This window comes from Pseudoalteromonas sp. MM17-2 (assembly GCF_022347945.1).
In the GTDB taxonomy this organism is placed as follows: domain Bacteria; phylum Pseudomonadota; class Gammaproteobacteria; order Enterobacterales; family Alteromonadaceae; genus Pseudoalteromonas; species Pseudoalteromonas ruthenica.
In genome coordinates this window covers 60,237-81,658 of record NZ_JAKRFV010000020.1, presented here as the reverse complement: position 1 = coordinate 81,658, position 21,422 = coordinate 60,237, and the positions used below count along the sequence as shown (strand labels likewise).

Here is a 21,422-nt window from a genome sequence, read left to right as displayed (position 1 = left end):
AGAGACGCCCACACCTGGCTCTAAAATACAAAACGCCCGATGAAGTACATCAGGCGTTTTAATCAAAATAAGTGTCAACTTATTTCAGGACTAGTCAATTACATAATGGCTTGCATTTGCTCGTTGGCCCAATGAATTGCCTCGTGATAGGCATCGGGCACTTTGTTGGCATCCAGTTTCATTTCTTCTACTGTTGCGTTAGCTTGTTGCCACTGGGCGTGCTCATAATATTTTACCAAGGTGATATAGCCCGCAAGCACGCCTTCGTTGTCGCGCAGCGCCGCTTTTATATCATTGGCCAAAGGCAAACGTTCAACAACCGCTGCCATATCTTGGTCTAAAATCGCGTCTAACAGAGACATCATGCCGGTTAAGAATGCACGCCCTGGATCACCTGCATTTTGGTGCTGCTCTGCTAATACCTCGGCAAAACGGGCGCGGGTAAGGGATAAACGCATCAGTTCGGCGGGTTTGTCTGAAGACAGTTGCGCGGTGAACAGCAGCGATAAAAACTTTTTAATCTCTTTGGCACCGAGCACCACGAGCGCTTGCTTAATGGTGGATACTTCAGCGCGGCGTTTAAACATGGCAGAGTTGGAATAGCGCAACAACTTGTAAGAGAGGTTAACGTCGCGCTCAAACACCTTAGTGACTTTTTCCAAATCCATTTCACTGGTTGATGTTTCGTATAGCAACTCGGCAAGCGTCAACTCCGAGGGCGGTAATGCCTTACTTTGTACCATCTCAGGCTTAGAGAAGAAGAAGCCTTGGAAGTAGCTAAAACCAAGGTCGAGGGCGTGCTGATACTGCTCGTAAGTTTCTACCTTCTCAGCCAACAGCTTGATGTTGTCAAAGCCTTTAATCGCCGCGACCACTTCCTGTATTTCTTGTTCGCTGGTTTCCAGGTAGTCGATTTTAATAATATCGATAAAAGGGAAGAAGTGACGCCAGACGTTTTGATGCTTATAGTCATCAAGGGCAATGGTATAGCCTTGCTCTTTCAGGTCTTTTACTAGGGCTAGTAGGCGTTTGCCAGGCTGCACGGTTTCGAGTATTTCAACAACAATTTCGTCGTTGCCCATCATGGTGGCATATCCTTTACTGAGCGTTTCCAAAGTAAAGTTGATATAAGCCGGCTTATTGTCGGTTAGCTCTTCAAGGCCAAAGGTAAACTGACTTCCTTCGATAAGCTTGGAGGTGGCTTCATCACCATTGATTTGTGGGAACACATTGGCTAAGCCATCGCGGAACAACAGTTCATAGCCGACCAGTGTTTTCTCTCTATCCAGAATGGGCTGACGCGCAGCGTAAAAATTCATTTATTGGCACTTCCAAAAATACGTTGCTAATTGCTTAACAATATATGAAAAATCTAGGTTGTTTTCATTAATAATTATACTTTTTTGTGAGCTAAGTGCGCAAATGTGACGTTGAAACCATCATATGTATCAATTATTTAATACATAAGTATGGTTATCGCACTAATTGGAGTTGCGGGTCAGGGCCATGCTATAGTGGTGTGAGCGTACGTTGTGATAAAAAGACACTGCAACGTCGTGAGGGTATGCTGACCTTTGCTGCAAAAATAGGCAGCAAAGGTCAACGCGCCTAAGTAATAATAACAACATTCTTCGCCCAATCTGTGCTTCGTGCGGCTTTTGGGGTGAAGCTCAGCGCTAAGTTGGAGGCTAAATTGGAAGTAGGTACGATAATTTCTCTTGCTCTGTATTTCATCGTTATGCTCGGCATTGGTCTGTATGCATACAAGAAATCAACGGATGATGTATCAGGGTACATGTTAGGTGGGCGTAATCTTAGACCCAGTGTAGCAGCGCTTTCTGCAGGTGCTTCTGACATGAGCGGTTGGATATTGATGGGCTTGCCTGGGGCTATGTTTTTAACTGGTTTTAGTGCTACCTGGATTGCCATAGGATTGGTGATTGGTGCTTGGGCTAACTACCTATTAGTGGCGCCGCGCTTACGTGTGTATACCGAGCGGGCCAATGATGCGATAACCATTCCTGATTACTTTGCTAACCGTTTTAACGATTCCAAAAACGCGCTGCGCGTGGTGTCGGCGGTGGTGATCATCGTGTTTTTCACCTTATATACCTCTTCAGGCGTTGTCGCTGGCGGTAAACTGTTTGAAAGCTCGTTCGGTTTATCCTATGAAATGGGCTTATATGTGACCACCGGCGTGGTCGTATTGTATACCTTATTTGGCGGCTTTTTAGCCGTGAGCCTAACTGACTTTGTGCAAGGCTGCATTATGTTCTTAGCGCTCATTATCGTGCCTTTTGTTACCTATACCTTACTTGAGCAGCCTCTGCCTGCCACGCTTGAACAGGTAAATCCAGATATGCTTGAGTGGGTGGGTACCGGCTCAGTGCTAGGAATTATTTCGGCTATGGCGTGGGGCCTGGGTTACTTCGGTCAGCCCCATATCATCGTACGCTTTATGTCAGTTCGTGGTTTGAAAGATATTCGCGTTATGCGCCGTATTGGTATGTCGTGGATGATTGTTGCTGCGGTAGGTGCAGTGGCAACGGGTTTATGCGGTGCAGCCTATAGCTATGAGAAAGGCATTACCGTTGAAGATGCGGAAACCATTTTCCTCATTTTATCTCAATTGCTATTCCACCCACTGGTGGCCGGGTTCTTATTAGCAGCTATCTTAGCGGCTATCATGAGTACTATTTCCTCGCAGCTATTAGTGAGTTCCAGCTCGCTGACAGAAGACTTCTACAAGATTTATATCAAACGTGATGCTTCAGAAAAGGAGCTTGTGCTCGTGGGTCGCATCAGCGTGCTACTGGTTGCACTGTGTGCCATCTACCTTGCATATGACCGTGATAGCTCGATTTTATCGTTGGTGAGTAACGCTTGGGCCGGTTTTGGTGCAGCGTTCGGTCCGTTGGTGTTATTTAGCTTGTATTGGCGTCGTATGAACCTTCCAGGCGCGCTTGCAGGTATGATTGTTGGTGCGGCTACGGTGCTATTCTGGATTTACGCGCCTGTTACGATTGATGGCCAGTCACTAAGCGACTGGATGTATGAAATCGTCCCAGGCTTTATTCTTGCGAGTATCGCTATTGTTGCAGTATCGCTGGCGACGAAAGAGCCCAGCGAAGCACTGACAGATACCTTTGATAAGGTTGAGGCAGAGTTGCAAGAAGGCTAATCCCTGAGAATTAGAGATAGTAAGAGGCCACCCTAAACGGTGGCCTTTTTTGTGTCTTTGAACTGTCCTAAATAGCGTTGAAGATATTTAGTAACAGCAACCCTAGTTCGCTAAGCAACCCCTAATTCCAACGCAGTGATTGGTTTATTCGTGCCTGGTATTCATCCACTGGCGCTTGCGCCATAGCCACCAGTATGGCGTCTCCTTGAGGGAAGTGTGAAACGCGTCCAGCGAAGCGCTGATCATTAAAATGAGCATCACCGAGATAATCGTTCGCAGAGGGGACGATAAATACCGTCATCGGGCCGAAATCCGATTGAAAAACTAGGTGCAAACCTTTTTGCCCTTTGAAATTACAGTAACGAGCGTAGGTGATAGCCCCTGGTAACTCATCAAGGTGGCCGCCAAGTTCAGAGAGTCGTAAATTGACCTCATCCAAGGCTATTTCCTCATTTATACTCAGTGCGTCAATTTCATGATAAACATGCGCCAAGGCGTGCTCACCAATAGATAACGTTGGCGACATCAGGTGATACAAGAGCCCAGTAAAGGCGATAACCACAGACGCAGCTATGGCGACATACCACGGCGTTTTTGGTTTAGTCTGCTTCGCTGCGGGGTTATTGTCTGAGCGTTGATCGCTTTGCTCCCCCATGGTTTGGTTAAAGATAATTTTATCAGCCAAATTATCGGGTACAGGTACCTGCATCGCCTCAACAAGCTCTTTATCAAGCTGCTTTAACTCATTAACTAATTGTTTGCGCTCAGGACTTTGCTCAGCAAACTCAAGCACGTCCTTGTCTTTGGTGTTTGGATGAGCAAAAAGGCGCCGGCGAAATTCTAATTCATCCATTTGGAGCCCCTTTCATAGGTTCAGTGGTTCGAGTGAGTGCGCTTTTTAGCTGATTTCTAGCTCGATATAAGCGCGTCATAACCGTGTTTTTGTTTAAGCCGAGGATTTGCGCAATTTCATCGCCGCTGCAGCCACCAATCACTTGTAGGATTAACGGTTCACGGTATTCTTGCGCAAGCTCCATAATACGTCGTTGGACAACGGTCATTTCCATTTCGTCATCTAAAGAAGTGCTGCGTTCGTCGCAGAGGGTGTCTTGTTCGATATCACTGTAATCAAACTGCTTGCGTTCAAAGCGGCGAGCATTTTCTCGTCGCAAAATAGTAAACAGCCACGACTTAGCAGCGTTCTGATCGACTAATGAATCTAATGAACGCCATGCTCGTAAAAAAGTTTCTTGGACCAGGTCTTCAGCCACACTAGGGTCTTTGCAAAGCCAATAGGCAAAGCGATAGAGCTCTTTGTGGTATACCTGCACCAGCGCCTCATAGCGCTTTTGTTTATCTGCCATGCCCATTAAGACCTCCGACAGCAATAAAACATTTCACTTAACGGGAAATTTATTTGCTCAAGGCAATATTAAGCGCCTGCAGAGCAGGCGCTTAAAGACAGTTGCAGTGATTTGCAGTGGCCACTCGCAGTTAAGCGAACTAATGCCTTAATACAAGGAGTCTAGTTCAGTTTGTTGCTTTTGCTGCATGCTCACGGGTGTGTTAATACCTTGCGCAATCAAAGAGTAGTCAACCACGGTCTCGTCATGGCTATAGAGTTGCTGGCGCAACTTGGTAAGTTCTTGGCGGGCATCTTCAGGCCAATGGCTTTGCCATTGGTGAAGTGAGCTTTTGTTCGCTTTGGCATGCGCATCTAAGGCGCGATAGAGCTCCTGCGGGTTTTGCGCTTTAAGCGCGCGCTGCACAGCCTGCAAATTACCCTTTGCTGTTTTAGGCTGCGGTTTGGTGCTGGTTGGTACTAAAGGCTGAGTACGTTGACGTTGCCACCACCACGCTGCCATAGTCAGTAGCCACAGCACATAACCTGGTATCGCCCATAGCAAGCTTACATCAGAGTGCGTGGGTGGCGCGCTAACATCGTTAGTTGCGGTGGTTTGCGGAGCATCACTAGGGGAGGGGGCGGCCGTGGTACTGGCCTCGCCGACCACGGTAATGGTTTTTTCTGCTACTTTGGCTATCTGCGCGCGTCCTGTAACGGTATTAAACCAAGGCACCTCAATTGCTGGCAGCGTATAGGTGCCAGGCTGTTGTGGCACATAGGCAATGGATGTGGTGGTTTGAGCAATAATACGACCATCGCGAATAAGATGCGTGCGCTCGGATTGATCGGGGTAGCTGCGCACGTTTTCAAGGTCTGGACTGGTTAAATCCGGCAGTTGCTCTTTGGTGGTATTCAAAGCCGTCAGTGTAAGCGTACGAGTGATGGGGGTGCCCACCTGCACTTGTTCATCAGCGCCTTGCCACTGTTCACTTAAATCCACCAACTCACTTGGCAACCATGTGCCGTTAATGCCCTCGGGCATGGGCTTCACATCAACCAATGTATTTGTGGCACTGGCACTGACTGCCATAGCACGGTAGTTTTTACGCACTTTGCCGTTTAAGCGTGGCGCTTGTAACTCAAAGGTGCCACTTTTTTGTGGTTGTACTAAGTAGTCGCGTTGGATCACCAGGTAGCGCCGCCCATCAATGACTTCTTGGCTCTCCCGCTGTTTGCCCATTTGCGTAATATTGGCGTTTTCCATACTCGGCGCGGCCAGTGAACCATCAATTAAATCAACACCTAAGTAAAGTTTAACGGTATAAACCCCGGCTTGCTGCACATACAGTGACTGCGGGGTGAGCTCAGTTTTAATAAAGGCGGTGCTATCGTCAAGACTGCTGTTGGCGTTGTTGACTACTTTTAGGGTAAAGGGCTCTGAGCTCACGCCATTAATAGTAAACGCCGGGATTTCATAATTACCCGCTTCACGTGCCATCAGCTCGATTTGCCATGTAGATTGTCGGCTTACGGCACCATTGATAATACGTGTTTGGTTACTACGAGACATAGGGCCAACCACAAAGTCATCAAGCAGCGCTTGAGTATCGGGTTGGCTGTTGTTGACCGTATCATCGGCTTTGATGGTTATAGCGAAATACTCACCGGCAAGCACAGGGTTTTTATCGACACTGGCGGTAAGCTTAGTGAGCGCCAAAACGGGCATTGCTAAGCAGGTGAGTGCGATGAAGAAGGCGGTTCTTACCATGATTTTTCAACTCCTTGTGGTAAGCGGCGATAACGTTGTCTTTTTCTTGATTCAAGTTGCATTTTATTGCGCAGCAGAATTTCCGGATCGTCAGGGATCTTGCGCAATAACTGATTCAACTGCTGGGCGCGCTCGCGCTCCTCAGGCGTCAGCTCACTGGCTTGTGCCGCCAGTTGTTGCTCTGTGCCCTGCTGATCACCTTGCTGTTGCTGCATTTGCTGAGCTTGTTGCTGTTGTTCAGCACTTTGCGCTTTATCGCCTTGTTGCTGCTCGCCATTTTGGCGTTGCTGCTGTTGCTGCGACTGTTCACTGTCGCTTTGTTTAGACTCAGACTCGGTAGGTTGTTGCCCACTCGATTCATCGTTTGCTTGGGCACTGTTTTGCGGGTCATTGTTGTTTGCGTCGTTACGCTGACCGGCGCTTTGTTGTTGCCCTTGTTGTGACTGTTGTTGCTGACCTTGCTGCTGATTATCGTTGTCTTGCTCTGTTTGCTGCTTATTTTGTGAGGAATCTTGTTCGTTATTTCCTTGTTGTGATTCCTGTTGCTGCTGTTGGCGCATTTGTTCCACTAATGCTTTGTTCCGTGCAGCCGATTCGAGCTCAGGATTTTTTTCCAGCGCTTGCTGATAACGGTCAATTGCCTCATCAAGTTGCCCTAATTGCGCCAAGGCGTTGCCTTGGTTGTACAGCCCTCGCGCTGAATTGTCTGAAGCAAAGGCATCAAGAGCGCCTTGGTAATCCTGTTGTTGATATTTTGCTGCTCCGGCTATCAGCGGGTTTTCAGTTTGGCTGGCCTGATCATAGGCCTCGTTCTGATAAGCGGATAGGGCGTTTTGCTGTTCGTTGTTAAACCAGCTCTGCCACTGCGCCGCATAGGCCTTAGGTTGTGGCAGTAGCACCATAAAGGCGCACAGTACTAAAGCGCGACGGCCCATTAGCCATAACATTAACGGCACGATGAGCAGGGTTAAATAGATGCCGGCATCAATGCGCCATAAGGTCTGTTTATTGTCCTGTTGCAATTCTTGCTGCTGTTGCTCGGTGCTCTGCAGTACCCTGAGGTTTGCCGCACTTGCTTGATAGCGTAATAATTTTCCGTTGCCGGCTTGGGCCAAGCGCTGGAGACGTGAAAAGTCGGTGGTGGGGATAACGATTTGCCCGTACTGATCTTTAAGAAAACCCCCATCTGGCAAGTTAATCGGGGCGCCCTCGGCAGTACCTATGGCATAGATATGTAAGCGGTAGTCATGACTGGCGAGCCAATCACGGACATCCGTTTCTTCATCGGCATCTATGCCATCGCTCAGTAAGATCACATCGCCACGAGCATAGCCTGCTTGGCTGAGTAACTCTTGTGCCTGTGTAAGCCCAGCAAGCACATTACTACCTTGTCCGGGCATAATGTCCGGGCTGAGACTGGGAATCAGATTGGTCAACGTCTGACTATCTGAGGTTAAGGGCGAAATTGTATAGGCATCATTGGCGTAAGCAACCAGCGCAGTTTCTCCTTCGGTGAATAAATCGACCATATCCAGAGCTTTATAGCGTGCTTGTTGCAGCCGGCTTGGGGCGATGTCGGTGCTATACATTGAGCGCGACATATCCATGACTAACACCCGGGCCATTTTGCTTTGATAGACTGGCACCTCTTTTTTGCTAAAGCTTGGGCCGGCAATCGCCACTACCATCAAGGCCATAAGCAAAGTACTTAATACATGACTAGGTGCTCGCTTTTGCTGGCCTTGACTCAGGACCTGTGTCGCCAAGTGCGAAGCAATAAGTTGGCTATTACTAGGTTGGCGTTTGCTCCCAGTGAGTCGCCAGAGCATGTACAAAGCCACCACTATCAGCAACCACAATGCATCGGGGCGAATAAACGTAAACTCGGTCATGCATCACCTACTACAGCTTGCTGCTTCAGTTGTCGCCATAAAGCAGCCAAAAATAACATCAATAAAGCGCCGCTTAGGGGCAGGTAAAACAGGGCATCCACTGGGCGGAATGTTTGCTCTTGCTCAGCTTGTGGCTCGAGCGCATCCAATTCTTTATAAATATTGGCCAAACTCTGGGTGTCTGTGGCGCGAAAATACTGACCGCCGGTCTGCTCTGCAATGGTTTTTAGCAGCGATTCGTCGAGCATGGCCCCAGAGCTGCCAAGCATAGAGAATAACCCGCCTTGGTTGCGGCCATCTGCGCCGACACCCACGGTATAGACTTTGACGCCGGCGTCTTTGGCCAAAATAAGCGCCTCTTCGGGTTTCAGATTACCAGCGGTGTTTTGGCCATCGGTGAGTAAGATCACCACCTTGTTTGATTGTGACTTTTCATTAAAGCGCTTTACCGATAGTCCAAGGGCATCACCAATGGCGGTGGCACGTCCTACTAAACCAATTTGTGATTCTTCGAGCATCTGCGCCACAGTGTCAACGTCGCGTGTTAGTGGCGTTTGTAAAAACGCGGTGTCGGCAAATAAAATAAGCCCTAGCTGATCGCCACGCCGTTGGCTAATAAATTCACTGAGCACCGCTTTAACGACACTAAGGCGGTCTACGAATCGCCCTTGATAGGCCATGTCTTGCTCACGCATTGACCCAGATAAGTCCACCGCCAGCATAATGTCACGGCCTGGCTCTGAGAGGGTGATGGGTTCGCCACGAAACACAGGATTGGCAGCACTGGCCACAACCAGCGCCCAGACAATTGCGAGTAACCAGTGTGGCCACTTGCGGCTGGGCGTGACCTTGGTATTGGTCATTCCCATGTGTGCCAATGCGTGGATGCGCAGCATCAAGGTGCTATGGTGTTTTTGTTTGCCAGCGATGAGCGCAATAAGCCAAGGCAAAGGCAGCAGGGCAAAAGCCCAGGGCCAAGCAAATTCAAACATCGATGCGCTCCTTGGTTTTAAATTGCTTTATGGCTTGGTGCAGCTTGTTTTTTAGCTCATCGCTTACCGCTCTAGGCTGATATAACTGCTGCAACTCCCGGGCGTTAAAATCAATATCACTTAATAGAGTCAATACTTGGCTCCAGCGCTCGGCACTGAGTGCTGCTACACGCGTACCATAGTAATGTTTGCCTAACCGTTTAAGCAGTTGATGCAAACGGGCGGCATCTTGGCTCTGCGCCAAGCGCAGTGCTTCGCGTTTGGCGCGGTTATGGCGGCGTTGACGCACATACAGGACGAGCGCCAATACCGCAGCAATCAACAGCACAGCCGCGATAACCCACCAGGCGGGGCCTGGTGGCCAAGCACTTACCTGCTCAGGGACCATGACATCGTCTAATTGAGAGAGGGGGTTGCCTTGCATTTATGCACTCCGAAGCGAAAATTGTTGCTCAAGGGCACTGGCAGCGGAAATCTCCACCAGTGAGTGGCAATGGCGAGATAAACGTTGTAGGCGCTGTGAGTCAAATTGCTGTGCTTGGCGATGATAGCGGCGGCGAAAGTGGGCATCATCTAGGGCCAAACTTATTTTACCCCGGCCGGTGTCAACGTTAATGGTGTCATTGAATTGTGGCAGCTGGCGCTCGAACGGGTCACTAATGACACCGGCTACCACTTCGCAATGGCGTGCCAGGTGCTGTAGCTGACGTTCTATGGCATCGCCGTATTCATCGTTGAGCTCAACAAAGTCACTGAGCAAATACACCACACTGCCAGGCTTGGCTAATTGGTTCATGCGTTGCAACTGGCTAAGCAGGTTCCCGGCGTGCACCTGCTCGCCAATGTCTGCGTGCTGCATGTCTTGCATTGCATGAAGTACCCTCAATACCGCTTTATCACGGCTTTGTGGGCGAAACTCATGGTGCTGATGTTCGTTAAATACCAAGGCGCCAAGCTTATCGCCGCGTTTACACGCCGACCACGCCACCAGCGCAGCCACATGAGCGGCTTGCACCGATTTGAATACAAACTGTGAGCCAAACTGCATCGACGAGCTAAGATCGACCATTAGCAACACAGGGCGTTCTTTTTCCTCTTGAAAAAGCTTGGTGTGCGCTTCGCCAGTACGAGCGGTGACGCGCCAGTCGATACTGCGCACATCATCGCCTTGCTGGTAATGGCGGACCTCAGCAAACTCCATCCCACGGCCTTTGTGCGGGGCCAGATACTGACCGCTTAGCGGGCTGCGTAAACGCTTTTGCACCGCCAAATCTAGCAGCTGGGTTTTGCTTTTATAATATGTCAGCTCTTTCAGTGACAGGCTATGACCATTGCTGTGCAGCTTTTCAAGCCAGTACGCCACCGAATGAGTGGGGGCCTGATTGTTCATTAGGGCACGGCCACTCGCTCGAGAATGTGCTGCAACACTTGGTCTTTGGTAATGCCATCGGCTTGTGCTTCATAACTCAAAATGATGCGATGGCGCAGCACATTGTGGAACACCGCTTGAATATCTTCAGGGCTGACAAAGTCACGACCTTCGAGCCAAGCATGGGCACGGGCAGCACGGTCAAGGGCAATGGTGGCACGGGGGCTGGCACCATACTCTAGCCAGCTAGCGAGCTGGTCATCAAGTTGCTTGCCATCGCGAGTCGCCATAATGAGTTGCACTAGGTACTGCTCCAACGGCTCGGCTAAGTGCAAGGCCAATACTTCCTTGCGCGCGGCAAATAAATCCGCCTGAGTGAGCGGCTCAATATGGGCGTGTTCACCCTCAAGTGCTTCGCCGCGCGTCAGCCGTAAAATGGCGAGCTCGGAGTCCGCATCGGGGTAGTCAATATTAAGGTGTAGTAGGAACCGGTCAAGCTGAGCTTCGGGCAGTGGGTAGGTGCCTTCTTGCTCTAGCGGATTTTGCGTCGCCATGACCATAAACAGCTGCTCTAACGGGTAGGTGTTTTTACCCACGGTAATTTGCCGCTCTGCCATGGCTTCTAATAATGCCGATTGCACTTTTGCTGGTGCTCGGTTTATCTCGTCGGCTAACACTAAGTTGTGGAAAAGCGGGCCTGGCTCAAATACAAATTCGCTGGTTTGCTGGCGATAGATATCGGTTCCAGTCACATCTGAGGGCAGTAGGTCAGGGGTGAACTGAATGCGTTGAAAACTCCCCTCCAATCCCTTGGCCAGCGCATTCACAGCCCGCGTTTTGGCAAGCCCAGGTGGCCCTTCCACCAATAAGTGACCATCAGCGAGAACAGCAATTAATAGTGCTTGAGTTAAATGGGGTTGGCCGATAATTTCGCTATCGAGGTAGGTTTTTAATTGTGCAAACTTAGCAACTGCCATAAGTGTACGTATCCTTGCCGGCATAAATGAAACAGAGCAACCTAAATGGTGGGGAAACCCAGCCCTAGGTTGGCGCAACGCCCTTTAGGCACTGCACTGTTTAAAAAGTTCGATTGATTTTACTCACAATTACATAGTTTTAAAGTCTTGTTTTTATTTTCATCGTACCCAGTTCTTAACTATTGTTGTAGCTGGCGCAGGAATTTTAGCGTCACTATTGGCATTGCGCTTTGGGTTGTTTTAGAATCGAGGAAATATTAACAGGTCAGACCTGTCAGCAGGAGAAGCATTTTATGTCTGAGCAAACAAAATTAACAACACGCAACGGGGAGCGCATCGCCATTGTTAGCGGCCTGCGTACGCCTTTTGCAAAACAAGCTACCGCCTTTCACCACGTCCCAGCACTCGATTTAGGCAAGCTGGTCGTCAACGAAATGCTTGAGCGCTTGGACTTTGATCGCAAAGAAATTGATCAGTTGGTGTTTGGCCAAGTAGTGCAAATGCCCGAAGCGCCGAATATTGCCCGTGAAATTGTCTTGGGCACTGGCATGCCAGTCAATGTTGATGCTTACTCGGTATCACGGGCTTGTGCGACTAGCTTCCAAGCGATTGCCAATGTCGCTGAATCAATTATGGCGGGTCATACCCAAGTGGGTATTGCTGGCGGTGCAGACTCTTCTTCTGTCTTGCCTATTGGTGTAAGCAAGAAATTGGCAGGCAGCCTTGTGGATTTAACCAAAGCGCGGACCCTCTCGCAGCGCTTGAAGATTTTCTCTAAGTTGCGTCCTAAAGATCTTATGCCAGTGCCACCGGCGGTTGCCGAGTACTCAACCGGGCTTTCTATGGGGCAAACGGCAGAGCAAATGGCGAAAAGCCACAGCATTAGCCGTGCTGATCAAGATGCCCTAGCGCATCGCTCGCATACGTTGGCTAGTCAAGCTTGGGCTGAGGGCAAGTTGACGCAGGAAGTTATGACTGCGCATGTACCACCTTATAAGTCATTTATTGAACAAGACAATAACATTCGTACTAATTCACAGCTTGAAGGCTATGCCAAACTGAAGCCGGTATTCGATCGCAAATACGGTAGCGTCACTGCCGCGAACTCGACGCCATTAACCGATGGTGCGGCTGCGGTGATGCTGATGAATGAAAGCAAAGCCAAAGCGATGGGCTATGAAATCTTGGGTTACATCCGCAGTTATGCCTTCAGTGCCATCGGTGTGCACGAGGATATGTTGATGGGTCCGGCACATTCAACTCCTGTTGCCCTAGACAGAGCTGGGATCACCTTAGGCGATCTAGACCTAATTGAAATGCACGAGGCTTTCGCGGCGCAAACCTTAGCTAATATGAAAATGTTTGCTTCTGATAAGTTTGCCAAAGAGCAGCTTGGCCGTGATAAAGCCATTGGTGAAATTGACATGGACAAATTTAACGTCAACGGGGGCTCGCTAGCATATGGCCACCCCTTCGCCGCTACCGGAGCCCGTTTGATTACACAAAGTATTCATGAGCTTAACCGTCGCGGCGGTGGCTTAGCCCTAACTACGGCGTGTGCTGCTGGTGGTTTAGGTGCGGCCTTTGTATTGGAGAGCGCATAATGACAACAGAATCCGTATTTAGTTTTGAGTTAAACGATGAGCGTGTTGGCATCGTCACTATTGACGTGCCGGGAGAGAAAATGAACACCTTGCGCGCCAGTTTTGCTGAGCAGCTGCAAGACATTGTTCGCACCGCTAATGAAAATAACGTCAAAGGCTTGGTATTTACCAGCGCCAAGCCAGATAACTTCATCGCCGGCGCCGATATCAACATGCTTGATAATGCTCATTCACGTGAAGAAGCCTTAGCGTTATCGACCATGTGTCAGGAAGCGTTTTTTGAACTGGAAAAGCTGCCTTATCCCACCGTCGCGGCTATTCATGGTGCCGCCCTAGGCGGGGGCTTAGAGTTTGCCTTGGCATGCGATTATCGGGTGTGCAGCGACAGTGATATTACCAAAATGGGCTTGCCTGAAGTGCAGCTTGGCCTACTCCCTGGTGGCGGCGGCACACAGCGTTTACCTAAATTAGTGGGCTTGCAGAAAGCCTTAGAGTGGATGCTAACCGGCAAGCAAGTGCGTGCTAAGCAGGCGAAAAAAGCTGGCCTCGTCAATGACAGTGTCCCTCACAGTGTTTTACTTGAAGTGGCGTGTAAGTACGCACTTAAAGGCAAAGCGCGCGCAACTAAGCCGCCATTGGATAAAGTATCGGCGTTGTTGGAGTCTAATCCATTTGGTCGCAATCTGATTTTCAAAAAAGCGGCTGAAAACGTCGCCAAAAAGACCGGTGGTCATTACCCTGCACCGAATAATATTATTAAGGCGGTGCGCGCCAGCGTTGAGCTAGATACCCTCAAAGCCTACAAAACTGAAGCCGACGGCTTTGCCGATTTGGTGATGAGTGATGTATCGAAATCGCTGCGCGGTATCTTCTTTGCTACCACGGAAATGAAAAAAGAGTGGCGCGCCGATGATGCTCCGAGCACCGATAAAGTAGCCGTGCTGGGCGGCGGCTTAATGGGCGCCGGTATCACGCATGTCAGTGCTATCAAAGCGGGCGTACCGGTGCGTGTCAAAGACGTTGCCCATAAAGGCATTAGCGGGGCGATGAATTACAGCTACAAGCTATTAGAGAAAAAACGCAAGCGTCGTATTATCTCCAAAGCGCAGTTGCAAGAGCAGATGAGCCGTATTACTGGCACCACCGATTACAGTGGCTTTGCGCACGTAGATATGGTGATTGAAGCGGTGTTTGAAGATCTTAAGTTGAAGCAATCAATGGTTGCCGATATTGAAAGCCATGGCCAAGCACACACTATTTTCGCTAGTAACACCTCGTCACTGCCCATTGCCCAAATTGCTGAGCAAGCGCAGCGCCCAGAGAATGTTATTGGCTTGCATTACTTCTCGCCGGTAGAAAAAATGCCGCTGGTGGAAATTATCCCCCATGCAGGCACCAGCGAGCAGACCATCGCCCGTACGGTGAGCTTTGCCCGTAAACAAGGCAAAACCCCCATAGTGGTTAAGGATAAAGCCGGCTTCTTTGTAAACCGTATCTTGGCGCCTTATGTAAACGAAGCAGCCAACCTATTGTTAGCCGGTGAGCCAATCGAGAAAATCGACAAAGCCTTGGTTGAATTTGGCTTCCCAGTGGGGCCATTAGCCTTACTTGATGAAGTGGGCATCGATATTGGTTCTAAGATAGCGCCTATCTTGGAAAAAGAACTGGGTGAGCGTTTTAAAGCCCCCGATGCGTTTAGCCGCTTAATCGATAACAAGCGATTAGGACGCAAATCAGGCCGTGGTTTCTACGATTACTCGAAAAAGGACAAAAAGCCTGACGAGTCAGTGTACGAACTTCTTGGTGTGACTCCAGCTCCGAAGCTGAACAAAGAGCAAATAGCCGAGCGTTGTGTTATGCAAATGCTTAACGAGGCGGCGCGTTGTTTGGATGAGGGTATTGTAGCGAGCGCCCGTGATGGCGATATTGGTGCCATCTTCGGTATTGGCTTCCCACCTTTCCATGGCGGACCTTTCAGCTACATGGATAAGCTAGGACTGAGCAATGTGTGCTCCACGCTATCGAGCTACGCCCAGCAAAACGAGGTGTTCACCCCAGCCCCCGCTTTGGTGGCAATGGCTGAAAAAGGGCAGCGTTTTTATGACCAAGACGCGGCGCCACAGGAGACGGTCGAGCAGGATACTGTAGAGCAGGGTGCTGACGACCCCTCGTAATGGCTCTGCTAATTACCTAACACTCAGCGCTGGTTTTTAACCGGCGCTTTTTTATGTCACAGGCTTAGGTCGCGATGTGTGAAAAGGCGCTAAAAAGGCACTATGGTTGCTGCTTAGGGCGATGAACTTACGACTTTGGTGTGGTTAATAACTGAGCGTAAAAATGCTAAACTGCGCGCCTACATTCAGTGGGGGTTGTATGTTGTTGTTAGTGAGTGTGTGTTTTGCTTTATTGTTGTTTTTTGTGGCGTCGTTTAAAGGCATGCCAGCAAAACGCTGGGCGCTGGCGGGTGGCTTAATTGGCCCGGTCGCGTTAGCGCTGTTTAACGTACATTATCGTCGTGCATTAATGCGCAGCGTTGCCCACTGCGGTATCATCTGGCGACCTTAGTGTTAGTACCTTTTGCAAGGTTTAAAGTGGAAGGTGTATTTAGAAAGTTCATGAAGTAAAAATAAAGTAGATAGAGAAGTTGTTATCAAGCAATAGCACAAACGACGAAGCAGCATCTTGCAGTGGATTAATAAGCAATGAATAAGTGTGCTTTAACCTTAGCCGAAGACAAAGAGTTAACTCTCTGACTTCGGTAGAACTTTAAATTTGATTAATTCCGAACTAGTGATGAGCCATTTATCTGAGATAGTATAGCTTCGTCTTTTATCTTGTTATCCGAAGCGAGCAATAAGGCTTTGGATAAAATAACTAAAAGCTTCTTATCCTCTTCAAAAGGGAGGTGGGCTTTGGTTTTAGTGATTTTGGGTAAGATGCACAAGTATTGGTTATGGGGTTGGATTAATATATTTGATGAACCTAAGTGAACTTTATATTTAGCCAACTTACCTTGAACATATAGAAAGTTTCCCTCTAGCGTAAATACCTTGTTATTGGGGAGTGTAGCAATAATATTTGCCAATACTTGCTTGCGTGTTTTTGCAATCTGACTCAACTCTCCAAAGCCTTGCTGGAACCAGTAACTTGCTTCGCCATTTTCCCTCTCAGGGTCATTGGAAATGTTTGCAACACTCACAAATAGATCAATATCACGCATTACTTCAGAAAAAATGGTCTTATCAACATCTTCTAAAGCTATCAGTTCATCACTATCTTGATGGCGAAAGAAAACTTTACCGGTGCCCACACAGCTGTGAATTCCAGTATCTGTGTCACCATACTGGCGAAGGCCCTGCGTATCAAAAATAACGGTTAAGTGTAGGCGGTCAATATATTTTGTAGCTTCTGTTTCACTTCCTCCGTCCCAGCCGCCGCCTCGCGTTTGGTGCCAGCGACGTTGAGTGGCAACTGCATGAAACTTCTGTTGGTTTAGGACGTGATTTTCAAACCGCGCACTATGTGTGCGAGAACGCTTTTCGGCTTCTGTCAGAATATATATTTCGCGATGTGCTTGCTTGAACGGTTGCGTTATTTTGTGATGTGCCAAGAGCGTTTGCCATGCAATAATCTCATCCTTGTTAGCCTCGCTTGGGTGCCATAAACGGATAACCGATTGGCTATCTAATTCAACCTTTTTTCCGTAACAATCAATATACTGGCTATCGACGAAAAGCACATCACAGCTTTGACCGTCACTTCCGGTCAAGCGCCAAATAAGGCGGCGAGCTATAAATCCAATGAGTTTGTCATCAATGTATCGTGCTTGCCAATCGCTAAAGGAGATACTCTGTGAGCTAATGTAAAAGCTTTCAATACGTTGCGTATGAGCAGTTGTGGCGTTTTGTATTTCTTTAACAAGCCCTTTTAATGCTTTTATTTCTTCTTTAAATTTCGTTTTCAAATTGGTAGGCACAGATTTTTGGGTTTTTTCACTGGTTTGCCAAGTCAATTCACACTTACCTACGTGTGTACAAGAAATAGCCGCAATACTGTCCCCCAGCTGCTTTTGATATTTGCCGATATCATACAAACCGAAATCAGAAATATAAGATTGAGCTAATGCTTCAGCTGTGGTGCCTTTATTTTGTGCGATATTATTGACTATCCGTTGAACATTTTTTAAAGCAGGGTTGTATTTAGTTGTTGAATAGATAATTAAAATATCACTTATTCCTTGTTCATTAGGTAACAGGGTCAATGCTGTCATAGCTGCGTTGGCTAATTTAGCATTTCTCATACCAACATCATGAACTTTTTTATACATCGATTGAGCTACTTTGCGAAGTTGACTCGAAATAGAAATATCTGAAGAAAAGATAGATGACCATAGTAGCCCTTTTAAAGCCAGTACATTTGATTGACTAAAGGCATAGATAAGCTCATCCGACCGACTAGTCATAACACTATCAAAGCCCATGTATTCCGCAAATTTAGAATTTACAGCAAGCGCTAAATTATTGTTTCGAGGTTTTTCTATCAAAGGTAATAAAGATGAGATCATCGAAGAAAATTCGTCTGCGCCAATATCGTCGATCATTTCCTTAGCTTGTTTAAGCCACAATTTTGAAGGGGTTGCGCTTTTGTTTTTAACACAATGTGCAATTAATGCGTGCCATCTTGAGGTTTCACGATCATTTAGAATACTCAGTTTTGCAATGAAGCCGTCGCTCCAGCTTTCCCCACCATCAATTAGCTTTAAAATATCATACATTTTAGGACATAGAGGGGCATCGATACTCAGCTCGAAGGCTGTTTTAGCACCGTGGAACCGTGCTTTTTCAATATGCTCATCATCAAAATCATCATTAAGCTGAATATAGTCGAGTAAAGAATAGCCAAATTTATTAACGTAGTTAATGTCTGCACCCAGTTCAATTATCTTTTTGAACAGGGCATAGTTGCGATGAAGTGCCCGTGGTAATGGTAAGTCATCGTTGTTTTTTATTAGTGAAGGATCGTTTTCCACTAAATAGGTAAGTAACTTTTCATTGCCATCACCTTCTTCTATTGAATAAAGTAAAGATAGTGATTTATACTTATTATTTTTCAGAATTTCTTTTGGTAAAAATGTGGGTAATAGATCATCTGGAATATCATATCTGACACTAAGACACGCGATATAATGGGAGTTTATGATTAAAGGTATCTCAGTCAATAAAAACTGTAAAGTTTTGAATAGCCCGGAACTCATTGCTGATACTAATATTGAGTCTGTAGCAAGCCCTCTATTTTTCCATTTTTCTAGGCTGATTAAACCTTTTTTGAATAAACTGGCTACCGCTTCGTCATCTTCTTGATGGGCACACTCTACGAGTTGTTTTGCTATATCGTGACCACTGATTGCAGACAATTCATCAAAGTTTAGGCCTAACTCTTGAAGCCACTGTACAGTGTCGAATTGGCTGGATTCTACAAGTTTTGAAAAACCTCCGAAAATAAAGCTTTCCGCGTTTTCTGGGAGTTGTAATTGCTCTAACAGACCACTTTCAAACAACTTTTCTAATAGATCTTTTAACTTAAGCTCGTTGTTCTCTACCCAATTACCCCATGAGCCTAAAACGGTATTCAATAGCTCATGTTGATAACTTATAAAACAATTACTATCGATCAAACACATTACCAGATTTGGTCTACCTCTTTTCAATAAGGTTTGCAGGAGAGTTTCTTCTTCAAAAAGACGAATGTCCTCTCTAAGGTCGATATTTAAATCTGAAAACTTATTTATAATTTCCTCGTCAGGGTGGTCATCCAGTAGTTTTATTATTTCTTTTTTGTTTTTATTATCAATTAATTTCATGCTTCTTCCTTGCTATGAATGGTTTGTAATTTTATTTTTATATTTTGACTTTTATTATGTTTAATATTTATTGGAGACTTAATTATAAATTCTTTTATCTTACTAATTATTTTTGATAGGTGCTCGGGTTAACTTTGTCACGAATTATTATTAGAATGTGAGCTAGCGTAGACATACAATTTGGCGCCATGGAACCAGGAATTAATGATTCTAATATGGTGCCCTTTGACGATGAAGGTTAGTTCTTTTTTCATTTCTAAAGTCCTTTTAACAGCGGCCTAAAATATCCTTGTTAAGCCTTCATTGATTCCGCGTCACACTGTGGTTATTGCACCAACGACAAGTGATGCTGATCTTGCGTTTTACTGCGTTCGCGCAATAAAAACGCCTCGAATTGCTCAGCTGAAAGCGGTTTAGCGTAGTAGTAGCCCTGCATTGTTTCGCAGCCCAACTGCTTTAATTGTTGCAGTTGCTTGGCTTCTTCAACGCCCTCAGCAACCACATGAAGACCTAAGTTTTGCGCTATGGTAATAATCGAGTCGACCATATTTTTACCTCGTTCATTAACCATATCAACGATAAAGGCACGGTCAATTTTCAACGTGTGCAATGGGAAGCGCTTTAAATAGGCCAGCGATGAATAACCAGTGCCGAAGTCGTCCATCGCGAGGTGAATTCCTTTCCCTACTAGGGCGTGCATAATCGCGATTGCTTGCTCTGGGCTGTCCATTACGGTGCCCTCGGTTATTTCCAGTTCAAGAGCACTGGCGGGAAGGTGGTATTGCTGTAGTAGGGCGTCGATACGATCGGTTAAATCAGGCAGTGCAAACTGTTTCGCCGATAAGTTTACAGCAACTCGCCCGGAAAATAGCTCGGCATCGCGCCAGCGCTTTACATCGCGACAGGCTTTTTTTAATACTACTTCACCAATCTCAATAATTTGTCCGGTTTCTTCGGCAATGGGAATAAACTGCCCAGGACTGATCAACCCTTTTTTCGGGGTTATAAAGCGCACCAGCGCTTCCATTCCGGCTAATTGGCCAGTGGCGATGTCCATCTTCGGCTGGTAAAAAACCTCGAAATGATCCCGCTTAAGACCAAAACGCATTAAGTTCTCAATTTGCAGTCGTTTAACCGCTTGGTGGTTCATCGCATCATTAAAGAATAAGTAACGGTTCCCTTGCTGCTTAGCATGGTACATTGCGGTATCAGCGTTCTTTAATAGAATTTGTGGTGATACGCCATCCTCCGGGCTCAACACTATGCCAATAGAGGCGGTGATGGCGAGTTCATGGTTCATCATCCGAAATGGTGTTGCAATGGTTTGCAAAAAGTCGTTACTAATCGCGGTAATAGTATGAATGTCGTTGGTGCCGCGCATCACCAATGCAAACTCATCGCCGCCGAGGCGATAAAAAGTGTCTTGCGGGCGCTTACGCTCACTTAAACGCTGGGCTAACTTGATAAGCAGCTTATCGCCTAATTGATGGCCCAACGAATCATTAATCTTTTTAAAGTTATCCAAGTCCATCACCATCATGGCGTGGTGGCTGTCTTGTTTCATTAAGGTGTCGAGGTCGACAAAAAATTGGTTACGATTGGCAAGCCCAGTGAGACTGTCTTGATTAGATAAATCATTGAGGGCTTGTTCAGTCTTTTTGCGCTCGCTTAAATCGGAGTAGACCATAATATAGTAGTCTACCTCGCCCTGTTGGTTGAGCACTGGGTCCACGCTCAGTTCCATGGCCAATCTTTTACCATGCTGGCTGCGCACTGACACTTCACACTGAATATGGCTGTGCTGTTGCACTTGGCGCTTCAGTGTACTTATTTGCTTGGTATTCAAACCCGGAAGAGTAAAAGCCAAGCCTTGGTGCTTTTTCTGAGATAAGGAGAACAATTCGGTGAATGCAGGATTGGTATCAACTAGTTTGAATTCATGGTCATATATGGCCATCGCATCACTGAGATTCTCAACGCATTTAGCAAATAGGTCTAAGCGCTGCTCAGTGGTTTTGATATCGTCGATATCTTTCATTGTGCCACTCATACGCAGCGGTTGTAGTTGGGCGTCTTTTTCTACCACCTTTCCTCTATCTAGCATCCATCGCCACTGTCCCTGTTGGTCAAGCAATCGGTAGTTAGCTTCAAAAAACGCTGTTTTTTGTGCAAGGTGGGCGCGTAAGGCACTTTGAACGCGAGGCAGATCCTGTGGGTGTATTAGCGCTTGGTTCGGGGGAATACAAAAACTTTGTGTGGTTGCACTGTGATTGGCATGTTCATCATTAACGCGTTTGACCTCACCGGATTTTATATACCAATCCCAGAGGATGTCACCGCTGCCTTCTAAGGTCAGTTTTAGGTGTTGTTCTGAGCGTGCTAATTTCCTACGTGAGCGGCGCAACGAAATAACACTGAATGTCATAACGCATAG

15 protein-coding genes are annotated in these 21,422 nt (G+C 47.1%); 4 read left to right on the top strand and 11 right to left on the bottom strand.

Annotated elements, in window-relative coordinates:
• Nucleotides 1-98: 98 nt before the first annotated feature.
• Nucleotides 99-1,319: an HDOD domain-containing protein gene (locus tag MHM93_RS15255; protein ID WP_239449668.1), complete on the bottom strand. Its 1,221-nt coding sequence runs from the start codon at nt 1,317-1,319 to the stop codon at nt 99-101.
• 374 nt (nt 1,320-1,693) lie between these two features.
• Between MHM93_RS15255 and putP the strand changes: the two genes are divergently transcribed.
• Nucleotides 1,694-3,181, top strand: a complete 1,488-nt coding sequence (gene putP, locus MHM93_RS15250; RefSeq protein ID WP_053911206.1) for a sodium/proline symporter PutP — start codon at nt 1,694-1,696, stop codon at nt 3,179-3,181.
• Nucleotides 3,182-3,302: 121 nt separating this feature from the next.
• Here the strand turns inward: putP and MHM93_RS15245 are convergent, their stop codons facing one another.
• The 8 genes from MHM93_RS15245 to MHM93_RS15210 all read right to left on the bottom strand — a co-directional run bounded on the left by MHM93_RS15245 (nt 3,303) and on the right by MHM93_RS15210 (nt 11,524).
• A complete protein-coding gene (locus MHM93_RS15245; protein ID WP_239449667.1) occupies nt 3,303-4,034 on the bottom strand; it encodes a DUF3379 family protein in 732 nt (243 codons plus the stop codon).
• The gene (locus MHM93_RS15240) at nt 4,027-4,551 is read right to left on the bottom strand and encodes a sigma-70 family RNA polymerase sigma factor (protein ID WP_275444274.1); all 525 of its coding nucleotides are present in this window, start codon (nt 4,549-4,551) and stop codon (nt 4,027-4,029) included. Before MHM93_RS15240 ends, MHM93_RS15245 begins: the two co-directional genes overlap by 8 nt.
• Nucleotides 4,552-4,692: 141 nt before the next feature.
• Nucleotides 4,693-6,294 (bottom strand): BatD family protein, encoded by a 1,602-nt coding sequence (locus tag MHM93_RS15235; RefSeq protein WP_239449665.1) that lies wholly within the window; start codon nt 6,292-6,294, stop codon nt 4,693-4,695.
• A complete protein-coding gene (locus MHM93_RS15230; RefSeq protein WP_239449664.1) occupies nt 6,288-8,186 on the bottom strand; it encodes a VWA domain-containing protein in 1,899 nt (632 codons plus the stop codon). Before MHM93_RS15230 ends, MHM93_RS15235 begins: the two co-directional genes overlap by 7 nt.
• Complete coding sequence (locus MHM93_RS15225; protein WP_045979854.1) at nt 8,183-9,178, bottom strand: VWA domain-containing protein; 996 nt, start codon at nt 9,176-9,178, stop codon at nt 8,183-8,185. The genes MHM93_RS15230 and MHM93_RS15225 overlap by 4 nt, the downstream gene beginning before the upstream one ends.
• Nucleotides 9,171-9,602: a DUF4381 domain-containing protein gene (locus tag MHM93_RS15220; protein WP_130148881.1), complete on the bottom strand. Its 432-nt coding sequence runs from the start codon at nt 9,600-9,602 to the stop codon at nt 9,171-9,173. Before MHM93_RS15220 ends, MHM93_RS15225 begins: the two co-directional genes overlap by 8 nt.
• Nucleotides 9,603-10,568 carry a DUF58 domain-containing protein gene (locus MHM93_RS15215; protein ID WP_239449663.1) on the bottom strand — a complete coding sequence of 322 codons (966 nt, stop codon included), beginning with the start codon at nt 10,566-10,568 and terminating at the stop codon, nt 9,603-9,605.
• Complete coding sequence (locus MHM93_RS15210) at nt 10,568-11,524, bottom strand: MoxR family ATPase (RefSeq protein WP_130148877.1); 957 nt, start codon at nt 11,522-11,524, stop codon at nt 10,568-10,570. Before MHM93_RS15210 ends, MHM93_RS15215 begins: the two co-directional genes overlap by 1 nt.
• Before the next feature lie 293 nt (nt 11,525-11,817).
• Here MHM93_RS15210 and fadI point away from each other — a divergent pair, with 293 nt between their 5' ends.
• The 3 genes from fadI (at nt 11,818) to MHM93_RS15195 (ending at nt 15,693) form a co-directional block, all read left to right on the top strand.
• Nucleotides 11,818-13,128 carry an acetyl-CoA C-acyltransferase FadI gene (gene fadI, locus MHM93_RS15205; protein ID WP_022944751.1) on the top strand — a complete coding sequence of 437 codons (1,311 nt, stop codon included), beginning with the start codon at nt 11,818-11,820 and terminating at the stop codon, nt 13,126-13,128.
• A complete protein-coding gene (gene fadJ / locus MHM93_RS15200) occupies nt 13,128-15,302 on the top strand; it encodes a fatty acid oxidation complex subunit alpha FadJ (protein WP_239449662.1) in 2,175 nt (724 codons plus the stop codon). Before fadI ends, fadJ begins: the two co-directional genes overlap by 1 nt.
• Before the next feature lie 199 nt (nt 15,303-15,501).
• Nucleotides 15,502-15,693: a hypothetical protein gene (locus MHM93_RS15195; protein WP_022944749.1), complete on the top strand. Its 192-nt coding sequence runs from the start codon at nt 15,502-15,504 to the stop codon at nt 15,691-15,693.
• 211 nt (nt 15,694-15,904) lie between these two features.
• Here the strand turns inward: MHM93_RS15195 and MHM93_RS15190 are convergent, their stop codons facing one another.
• Both MHM93_RS15190 and MHM93_RS15185 read right to left on the bottom strand, forming a co-directional pair.
• A complete protein-coding gene (locus MHM93_RS15190; protein ID WP_239449661.1) occupies nt 15,905-18,988 on the bottom strand; it encodes a DUF4132 domain-containing protein in 3,084 nt (1,027 codons plus the stop codon).
• Between the two features lie 325 nt (nt 18,989-19,313).
• Nucleotides 19,314-21,413 (bottom strand): EAL domain-containing protein, encoded by a 2,100-nt coding sequence (locus MHM93_RS15185; protein ID WP_239449660.1) that lies wholly within the window; start codon nt 21,411-21,413, stop codon nt 19,314-19,316.
• Nucleotides 21,414-21,422 lie beyond the last annotated feature (9 nt).

Excerpts from the sequence above, each read along its gene's own strand:
- MHM93_RS15255 (WP_239449668.1), bottom strand. The coding sequence starts at position 1,319 with ATGAATTTTTACGCTGCGCGTCAGCCCATTCTGGATAGAGAGAAAACA.
- MHM93_RS15245 (WP_239449667.1), bottom strand. The coding sequence starts at position 4,034 with ATGGATGAATTAGAATTTCGCCGGCGCCTTTTTGCTCATCCAAACACC.
- MHM93_RS15240 (WP_275444274.1), bottom strand. The coding sequence starts at position 4,551 with ATGGGCATGGCAGATAAACAAAAGCGCTATGAGGCGCTGGTGCAGGTA.
- MHM93_RS15235 (WP_239449665.1), bottom strand. The coding sequence starts at position 6,294 with ATGGTAAGAACCGCCTTCTTCATCGCACTCACCTGCTTAGCAATGCCC.
- MHM93_RS15230 (WP_239449664.1), bottom strand. The coding sequence starts at position 8,186 with ATGACCGAGTTTACGTTTATTCGCCCCGATGCATTGTGGTTGCTGATA.
- MHM93_RS15225 (WP_045979854.1), bottom strand. The coding sequence starts at position 9,178 with ATGTTTGAATTTGCTTGGCCCTGGGCTTTTGCCCTGCTGCCTTTGCCT.
- MHM93_RS15220 (WP_130148881.1), bottom strand. The coding sequence starts at position 9,602 with ATGCAAGGCAACCCCCTCTCTCAATTAGACGATGTCATGGTCCCTGAG.
- MHM93_RS15215 (WP_239449663.1), bottom strand. The coding sequence starts at position 10,568 with ATGAACAATCAGGCCCCCACTCATTCGGTGGCGTACTGGCTTGAAAAG.
- MHM93_RS15210 (WP_130148877.1), bottom strand. The coding sequence starts at position 11,524 with ATGGCAGTTGCTAAGTTTGCACAATTAAAAACCTACCTCGATAGCGAA.
- fadI (WP_022944751.1), top strand. The coding sequence starts at position 11,818 with ATGTCTGAGCAAACAAAATTAACAACACGCAACGGGGAGCGCATCGCC.
- fadJ (WP_239449662.1), top strand. The coding sequence starts at position 13,128 with ATGACAACAGAATCCGTATTTAGTTTTGAGTTAAACGATGAGCGTGTT.
- MHM93_RS15195 (WP_022944749.1), top strand. The coding sequence starts at position 15,502 with ATGTTGTTGTTAGTGAGTGTGTGTTTTGCTTTATTGTTGTTTTTTGTG.
- MHM93_RS15190 (WP_239449661.1), bottom strand. The coding sequence starts at position 18,988 with ATGAAATTAATTGATAATAAAAACAAAAAAGAAATAATAAAACTACTG.
- MHM93_RS15185 (WP_239449660.1), bottom strand. The coding sequence starts at position 21,413 with ATGACATTCAGTGTTATTTCGTTGCGCCGCTCACGTAGGAAATTAGCA.